The sequence below is a fragment of the Streptomyces sp. PU-14G genome (genome assembly GCF_041028275.1).
GTDB lineage: Bacteria > Actinomycetota > Actinomycetes > Streptomycetales > Streptomycetaceae > Streptomyces.
In genome coordinates, this window is record NZ_JASKYT010000317.1 from 1 (window position 1) to 8,223 (window position 8,223).

Below are 8,223 nucleotides of genomic sequence, written 5' to 3' on the forward strand. Positions count from 1 at the left end.
GGGCGGGGCTCGTGGTCGCGGGCCTCGGGTGGGAGGAGCGGTATCTCGTCGGTCGGCACGTAGGGGACGTTCGCCGTCAGCACGTGGACGCGCCCGCGCAGCGCGGTCGGCAGCGCGGCGAACAAGTCGCCCTGGTGGACGTGTCCGCCCGCGCGGGCCAGGTTCCGGCGAGCGCAGCGCACGGCCGCCGGGTCGATGTCGGCGGCGTGCAGTTCGCCGCGGACGGACAGCGCCGCGCAGACCGCGGCGCCCACCGCGCCCGTGCCGCAGCACAGGTCCACGACGAGGGGCGGCGTTCCGGTGGGTGCGGCGTCGGCCGCGCACCGTACGAGGAACTCCGTACGGCGCCGGGGCACGAAGACGCCCGGCTCGACGGCGACGCGCAGGTCGGCGAACTGTGCCCAGCCCAGTACGTGTTCGAGGGGGTGCCCGGCGATGCGCCGGGCGGCCATGGCGTCGAGTTCGGCGCCGTCGCGTGCGGTCTCCCGCAGCAGGCGGGCCTCGTCCTCGGCGAAGACGCAGCCCGCGGTGCGGAGCCGGGCGACCAGGTCGGCCTCGGCGAGGTCGGCCTCCGCGAGGGAGAGATCGGCGAGGGGGAAGTCGTCGGATCGAGCGTGCATGGGAGCCTTTCCGGTTCTCGGCGCTCCCGCTGCCCCCGGCGCCCGCTCAGCGCGTGGCGGGCCGCCCGGTACGGGGCGAGAGCACCTTGCCTGTCACAGCGGAAATGCGTCTCACCTCCCTCTCTCCGCGTCGCTCGGACGTTCGGTACTGATCGGCAAGCCTACCCGACGGCCGGCCGGTGCACGGCGCGGATCCCGGCCCCGGCACCGGTCGCGGAACCGGGATCCGCGTCCGGCCGGCACGGGCGCCCGGCTCGTTTCACCGATGCGCAACAGGGCTCGAAAAGCCCTGGACGCACGGGAGTTGGGGGCGATGAGATGGGAGTGCCACACCTGACGGGGAGATGTTTGTGTCATCTGGTGAGGCGAACGGCACCGACGGTGCCCATGGGCTGCCGGGCGCCCCCGCGCGCCCGGCACCCGCGGGCGCCCGTCACCCACGGGCGGCCCCGCGCCCACGGGCGCCCGTCGCCCACGGGCGGCCCCGCGCCCACCCCACAGCCCCCGGACGCCTGAGCAGCGGCGGCTGCCCGGGCCCGGCGGCGGGCCGAAGAGGAAACAGGCCGAAGAGGAAACAGAAGGGACAAGCTCATCAGGTACAACCAGCACGCCTTCAAAAACCGCCTCGCGCGTACGGTGCTCGCGCCGGCTCTCACCCTGGGGCTCGCCGCGGCGGGCACGTCCGCCTACGCGGCCCAGGCCGCGGACACGGGCGGGGACTCCGGAAACCAGACGAAGATCATCGGCGGGCACGAGTCGACGGAGGAGTACTCGTTCATCGCGTCCCTCCAAAAGCAGCGCGGCGACGACCCGGACAGCCACTACTGCGGCGGCACCCTGATCGCCGCGGACTGGGTGCTGACGGCCGCGCACTGCGTCACCACCGACACGCCCGAGGATCCGAGCGCCTACCACGTGCGGATCGGCTCCCTGGACCGCACCGAGGGCGGCGAGGTCGCCAAGGTGAAGAAGTTCGTGGTGCACCCGGACTACCAGCACGCGGACGCCGAGGGCAGCGCGCACGACCTGGCGCTGGTCCAGCTCTCCTCCGAGGTCTCCAAGAAGCCGGCGCCGCTGGCCTCCAAGACCCCGGCGGCCGGTGACACGGTCAGGGCCACCGGCTGGGGCTACACCAAGGCGACGGGGAACGACCCCTCGCAGCTGCCCGTCCGGCACCGCGAGATCGACCTTCCGGTGCTCTCCCCCGACACGCCCAAGTGCGCCTCCAACGAGACGGACGGGGACGCCTGGGGCATCCGCGAGGGCGACTTCTGCACCGACAACCCGGGCGGCAACGCCGGGACGTGCGGAGGCGACTCCGGCGCGCCCGCCCTCACCAAGGTGCGGGGCCGCTGGCAGCTGGCCGGTGTGACGAGCCGGTCGGTCGGCGACTGCGCCACGACGCCCGACATCTACCCGAGCGTCGCCGAGCACCGCGACTGGATACGCACGGTCGTCGGCTGATCCGGAGCTGACGCTGGAGCTCCGTCACAGGGTGGCGGACCGGCGACCGGTCCGCCACCGCACGAGGGGCCCCGCTCCGACCGGGCCGGGGGCCCCGACGGGTCCGTGCGGGTAGATTCATGGCTCCACCGCCATACGGCCCAGCCGGCCACCGTGTTTGGAGTTTCCCGTGCGTGTCGTGATCGCTGAGGACCTCTTCCTGCTCAGAGACGGGCTCGTCCGCATGCTGGAGGCGTTCGACTTCGAGATCGCGGCGGCGGTCGACAACGGTCCCGAGCTGAGCCGGGCGCTGGCCCAGCTGGATCCCGACGTGGCCGTGGTGGACGTACGGCTGCCGCCGTCGTTCACCGACGAGGGGTTGCAGTGCGCGCTGGAGGCGCGCCGCAAGCGGCCGGGGCTGCCCGTGCTGGTGCTCTCGCAGCACGTCGAGCAGTTGTACGCGCGCGAGCTGCTGGCGGACGGGAACGGCGGCGTGGGCTATCTGCTCAAGGACCGGGTGTTCGACGCCGACCAGTTCGTGGACGCCGTACGGCGGGTCTCAGCGGGCGGGACGGCGATGGACCCGCAGGTGATCCAGCAGCTGCTGAGCCGGCGCTCGCAGGACGCGCCGATGGGCAACCTGACGGCGCGGGAGAAGGAGGTGATGGAGCTGATGGCGCAGGGCAGGTCGAACGCGGCCATCGCGGCGCAGCTGGTCGTCACCGAGCGGGCGGTCGCCAAGCACACCTCGAACATCTTCGGAAAGCTGGGCCTGCCGCCCTCCGACGACGACAACCGGCGCGTACTCGCCGTGCTCGCCTACCTCGACCGAGGCTGACCGCTTCGTTACCGTGCCTCACCGTACGTGTCTTTGGTCACACACGGCAGAACACCCCTCAGGTGGAGGCGCCCCATGCACGAGCCGATCGACGAGCGCAGAAGATACGACGAACACGGTCAGTCCACCGAGCCCGCTGTGCCGCAGGCACGCGCCCCCCTCGACAGGCGCGCCGTGCTGGGCACGACGGGCGCGCTCGGCGCGGGTCTCGCGCTGACGAGCGGGTACGTCCCCGCCATGGCGGCTCAGCGGACGGAAGGACAGCGCGGCGGCACCGTACGGGCCAAGGCGCCGGGTGCCGACGCGGCACAGCAGGCGCTCCGGCGTCTGCTGCCCCAGCACGCAGGGCAGGTCACCTTCCAGCAGATCGGCGGGCCCGAGCGGTTCAAGGTCACCGGCAAGGCGGGCGGCGTGCGGGTGGCGGGCACGGGACCTGTGGCCATGCTCATGGGCCTGCACTGGTATCTCAAGTACAGCTGCGACGCCCACGTCTCCTGGTCGGGCAGCCAGCTCGACCTGCCCGCGACGCTGCCCGCGCCCCGGGCGCAGCACGCGCAGAAGGCCACCGTCGCCAACAGGTTCGCCCTCAACGACACCCACGACGGCTACACAGCGCCGTACGCCGACTGGGAGCACTGGGAGCGCTTCCTCGACGTGCTGGCCCTGCACGGCTTCAACGAGGTGCTGGTCACCGCGGGCCAGGAGGCCGTCTACCACCGGATGCTCCAGGACTTCGGATACAGCGACGCCCAGGCCCGCGCCTGGATCCCGGCGCCCACGCACCAGCCGTGGTGGCTGCTGCAGAACATGGCCGAGTACGGCGGGCCGATCAGCGGCGCGCTGCTGAAGAAGCGCACCGACCTGGGCCGGCGCATCCTCGGCCGGATGCGCGAGCTGGGCATGAAGCCGGTGCTGCCCGGATACTTCGGCACCGTCCCCGCCGACTTCGCCAAGCGCAACAAGGGCGCCCGCACCGTGCCGCAGGGCAAGTGGAGCGGGCTGGACCGGCCGCCGTGGCTGGACCCGCGCACGGCCACCTTCCGCAAGGTCGCCGCCTCCTTCTACCAGCACCAGCAGAAACTCTTCGGCGACGTCGGCCACTTCAAGATGGACCTGCTGCACGAGGGCGGCGACCCGGGCGACGTGCCGGTGCCCGAGGCGGCGAGGGCCGTGGAGAAGGCCCTGCACACCGCACGGCCCGGCGCCACCTGGGTGATTCTCGGCTGGCAGGAGAACCCGCGCAAGGAGCTGCTGGACGGGCTCGCCGCCAAGGACAAGATGCTCATCGTCGACGGCCTCTCCGACCTGGACAAGGTCACCGACCGGGAGAAGGACTGGGGCGGGGTGCCCTACGCGTTCGGCTGCATCCCCAACTTCGGCGGACGCACCACCATCGGCGCCAAGACCCACATGTGGGCCGAGCGCTTCACGGCCTGGCGGGACAAGTCGGGCTCCAAGCTGGTGGGCACCTGCTACATGCCGGAGGCCACGCACCGCGACGCGGCGGCGCTGGAGCTGTTCAGCGAGCTGGCGTGGCGCGAGAAGGCCGTGGACCGGGGCGGCTGGTTCATCGGGTACGCGAAGCTGCGCTACGGCGGCCAGGACGCCAAGGCGGAGGAGGCGATGCGGGCGCTGCGGGAGACCGCGTACCGGATCAGCAGCAAGGACGGGCGCCCGCACGACAGCGTCTTCGCCGCCCGGCCCAGCCTCTCGGCCCGCTCCGGCGCCTACTACGCCACCCACACGCCCGCGTTCGACCTGCCCGCCTTCGACGGCGCCTTCGCGGCGCTGCTGGGCGTCGGCGAGGGGCTGCGCTCCAGCGACGCCTACCGGTACGACCTGACCGACGTCGGCCGCCAGGTCCTGGCCAACCGCTCCTGGACGCTGATCCCGCAGCTGGAGGACGCCTACAACAACAAGGACTCCGCCACCTTCAAGAAGCTGGCCGCGCTGTGGCTGAAGCTGCTGGAGCTGTCCGACGACATGTCGGGCGGCCACCGCGCCTTCCTGCTGGGCCCCTGGCTCCAGGCCGCCCGCGGCGCGGGCAGCTCGGCGAAGGAGGACGCGCAGCTGGAGCGCACGGCGCGCGCCCTGGTCACCACCTGGGCCGACCGCCCCACGGCCGACGGCGGCCACCTGGCCAACTACGCCAACCGCGACTGGCACGGCCTCATCCGCGACTTCCACCTGCCGCAGTGGAAGGCGTTCCTCGACGAGCTGGCGGACGCCCTCGACCAGAACCGCGCGCCGAAGAAGTTCGACTGGTACGCGAAGGAGGAGCCCTGGACGCGGAAGACGAACGACTATCCGACGCGGGCGGCGAGTGACCCCTACGCCACCGCGACCCGCGTGCGTGACGTACTGGCCAAGGCTCCCTATCAGGCGTCGCTGAAGGTCATCGCCGAGCCCCGCGCCGTCCCGCCGGGCGAGCCGTGCACCGTACGGGCCGAGTACCGCAACGAGAACGGGCTCAGCGCCACGGGCAACGTCGAGGTGACGCTGCGCGGCCTCGACGGCGCCGAGGCCCAGGACCCGACCTCGCACCGGGCCATCGAGCCCGGCGGCAGAGCCACCGTCCGCTGGCGGGTCCCCACCGGGTCGAAGCGCGCGCTGCGCGACCCGCTCGACGCGCTGGAGTACACGGTGGAGGTCCTCTCCGGGCCCGCGGGCCAGGACCGGGTGGCCACCAGCAGGTCCGACCGCCTCTACCGGGCGGGGCCGCTGCCCGACGGCGTGCGGACGGTGACGACGAACGACGCCGTCTTCGGGCACCTGGACGGCCGGTGGGCGATCGACGGCGCGGGCGCCGACCTGTGGAAGGCGACCGCCGAGTTCGGCGCCCTCTACCGGCCCGGGGCGCTGGCGGACGGCTCCACGGTGACGTTGAAGGTCGTCTCCCAGGAGAACAGCGGCCCCTGGGCGCGTGCGGGCATCGTCGTGCGCAACCGGCTGGCCGACGCGGACTCCGGCGGCTTCCTCAACCTGGCGGCCACCCCCACGAGCGGCGTCGTGCTCTCCTGGGACAGCAACGGCGACGGCACCCTGGACACCTACCGGCGGATCACCGGCGTCGCGGCCCCCGTCACGCTGCGGCTCTCCCGCTCGGGACGCTCCTTCACCGGGGAGCTGTCGGCAGACGACGGGAAGACCTGGCGTACCGTCTCAACCGTCGAGGTGCCCGGTGCGTCAGGCAGTCAGGACGCCGGCGCGTTCATGACGGCGACCAACGGCGGCGGCACGGCCCGCGGACTCGCCGAGTTCGCCGGCTGGAAGACGGGCAAGCGCTAGTCTCCCGGCCGCGGGCGAGGGGCCCCGCGGCGCGGGCGAGGGCGGTACGGGGAGGGAACGGGACGTGACGGACGAGCGACCGCGGGCCGCGGTACAGACGCACGAGCTGATGCTGGCGCTCGTGAGGGGGCCCGCGCTCGCCGTCGTGACGCTCCCGCTCTCCATCCTGCTGTTCGTGCTGTCCGTCGTCTCGCTCGCGCTGCTGCCCATCGGGGTGGGCGTCGTCACCTTCCCGCCCGTCCAGCGCGTCCTCCGCCGCTACGCCAACCAGCGGCGGAGGCTCGCCCGCCAGTGGGGCGGCATCGAGGTACCCGAGCCGTACCGCCCGTGGCCGCGCGACCGCGGCGGCGTCGTCGGCTGGGTGGAGCAGTGCGTGTGGCTGCTGAAGGACCCGGCGACCTGGCGGGACATCTCCTGGCTGCCCGCCGACATGACGGCCGGTTTCGTCACGGCGCTGCTGCCGCCGATGCTGCCGCTCAACCACCAGCTGACCGCGCGGATGCTGGAGCCCACCCGCGAGATGCTGCTGGCCCGGCGGGTCGCGGAGCTGTACGAGACCCGGCACGACGCGGTCGACTCCTCCGCGGCCGAGCTGCGCCGCATCGAACGCGACCTGCACGACGGTGCGCAGGCGCGGCTGGTCGCCATGGGCATGAGCCTGGGCACCATCGAAGCCCTCGTCGAGCGCGATCCCGCCAAGGCCAAGCAACTGATCGCGCAGGCGCGGGAGAACAGCGCCGAGGCGCTGACGGAGCTGCGCGACCTGGTGCGCGGCATCCACCCGCCCGTCCTGGCCGAGCGCGGCCTCCCCGACGGGCTGCGCGCGCTGGCCCTGCGGATGCAGATTCCGGTGGAGGCCGACATCGACCTGCCGGGGCGCTTCGACGAGCCCGTCGAGACGGCCGTCTACTTCGCGGTGAGCGAGGTGCTGACCAACGCAGCCAAGCACGCCGAGGCCTCCCGGGTGTGGCTCGACGTGCTGTACGCCAAGGACACCCCCGAGGCGGGCGCCGTCCGCGTCACCGTCACCGACGACGGCAAGGGCGGTGCCTCCCTCGACGCCGGCTCGGGGCTGCGGGGCGTACAGCGGCGGCTGGCCCAGTTCGACGGCGTGCTGGCACTCAGCAGCCCGGCCGGTGGGCCGACGATGGTGACGCTGGAAGTCCCCGCGCAGCCGGCCTGAGGCTCCGATCGCACTGACGGGTGGGGCCGCCACCCGCGCGGTGGACAGTGGTGACCCCTCTCGCACGTGCCTCGTTCACGGAGTGTGAGTGAGCGGCCCGCGACGCTGGATGTCGAGCAGGCCGAGGCTGCCCTCGTGCGGCACTACCCTCGGCTGGTCCGGCTCGCCTACGGGGTGCTGGGCGGGGCACCGCGGCGAGCGGTGACGGCACACGAGGTGGCGCGGGGCGCGCTGCCGCGGCGGTGCACGTCCACGGCGAGACTGCCGTTGACCGGGGCGGGGGGCGAGGACCCGGTGTATGTGTGGCTGAGGTTGCGTGTGGTGCGTGCGGCGCTGGAGCGGCCGTGGTGGCCGCGCCGCCTTCCGCGCGCCGAGGCCCCGGCCCGCGCCGCGCACGCGCTGCGGCACCTGGAGGGGCTGGCCGACCCCGACATCCGGCAACTGCTGGGCGCCGCCCGGGTACGTGACCCGGACGCCGCGCTGGCCCGCGCCGAAGCGGTGGCCCGCGCCGAAGTGACGGCTCTCACCGAAGCGGTGGCCTGCGCCGAAGTGACGGCTCGCGCCGAAGCGGTGGCCCGCGCCGAAGTGACGGCTCGCACCGAAGCGGTGGCTCGCACCGAAGCGGTGGTCGAGACCGGCGCGGCGGCAGCGGGCGGCTCCGCAGCGGTGGCGGCACCGAACAGGCCCGAGGCCGCCGCGCCGCCGCCCGGCTCCGCCACGGTGGCGGCACCGGGCGGACACAACGCGGTGGCGGGCGCGGGCGGGGCGGCAGCAGGCGCGGGCAACGCGGCAGCGAGCGCGGGCAACGCGGCAGCGGGCGGGCATGGCGCGATGCCGGGCGGACACGACGC

Annotated in this window: 5 protein-coding genes and 1 pseudogene; 5 read left to right on the plus strand and 1 reads right to left on the minus strand. The window is 73.6% G+C overall.

Translation table 11 applies throughout. The annotated features are described in order from the left end of the window. Positions 1-620, minus strand: a 620-nt coding sequence (locus AB8Z75_RS27280; protein WP_369206511.1) for a putative protein N(5)-glutamine methyltransferase, incomplete at its 3' end; no start/stop codon positions are given. A 636-nt stretch (positions 621-1,256) separates the two neighbouring features. Here AB8Z75_RS27280 and AB8Z75_RS27285 point away from each other — a divergent pair. The 5 genes and pseudogenes from AB8Z75_RS27285 to AB8Z75_RS27305 all read left to right on the plus strand — a co-directional run. Then, complete coding sequence (locus AB8Z75_RS27285; protein WP_369206513.1) at positions 1,257-2,084, plus strand: trypsin-like serine protease; 828 nt, start codon at positions 1,257-1,259, stop codon at positions 2,082-2,084. Between the two features lie 169 nt (positions 2,085-2,253). Then, on the plus strand, positions 2,254-2,901 hold the full coding sequence (locus tag AB8Z75_RS27290; RefSeq protein ID WP_369206515.1) for a LuxR C-terminal-related transcriptional regulator: 648 nt from the start codon (positions 2,254-2,256) through the stop codon (positions 2,899-2,901). A gap of 75 nt (positions 2,902-2,976) precedes the next feature. Beyond that, positions 2,977-6,189: an alpha-N-acetylglucosaminidase gene (locus tag AB8Z75_RS27295; protein WP_369206517.1), complete on the plus strand. Its 3,213-nt coding sequence runs from the start codon at positions 2,977-2,979 to the stop codon at positions 6,187-6,189. 64 nt (positions 6,190-6,253) lie between these two features. Next, positions 6,254-7,372, plus strand: a complete 1,119-nt coding sequence (locus AB8Z75_RS27300; protein ID WP_369206519.1) for a sensor histidine kinase — start codon at positions 6,254-6,256, stop codon at positions 7,370-7,372. An 84-nt stretch (positions 7,373-7,456) separates the two neighbouring features. Continuing rightward, positions 7,457-8,223, plus strand: a pseudogene (locus tag AB8Z75_RS27305) (hypothetical protein); the annotation flags it as partial.

What these genes read in the sequence shown, in the direction of transcription:
- AB8Z75_RS27295 (WP_369206517.1), top strand. Translation starts at nt 2,977, where the DNA reads ATGCACGAGCCGATCGACGAGCGCAGAAGATACGACGAACACGGTCAG.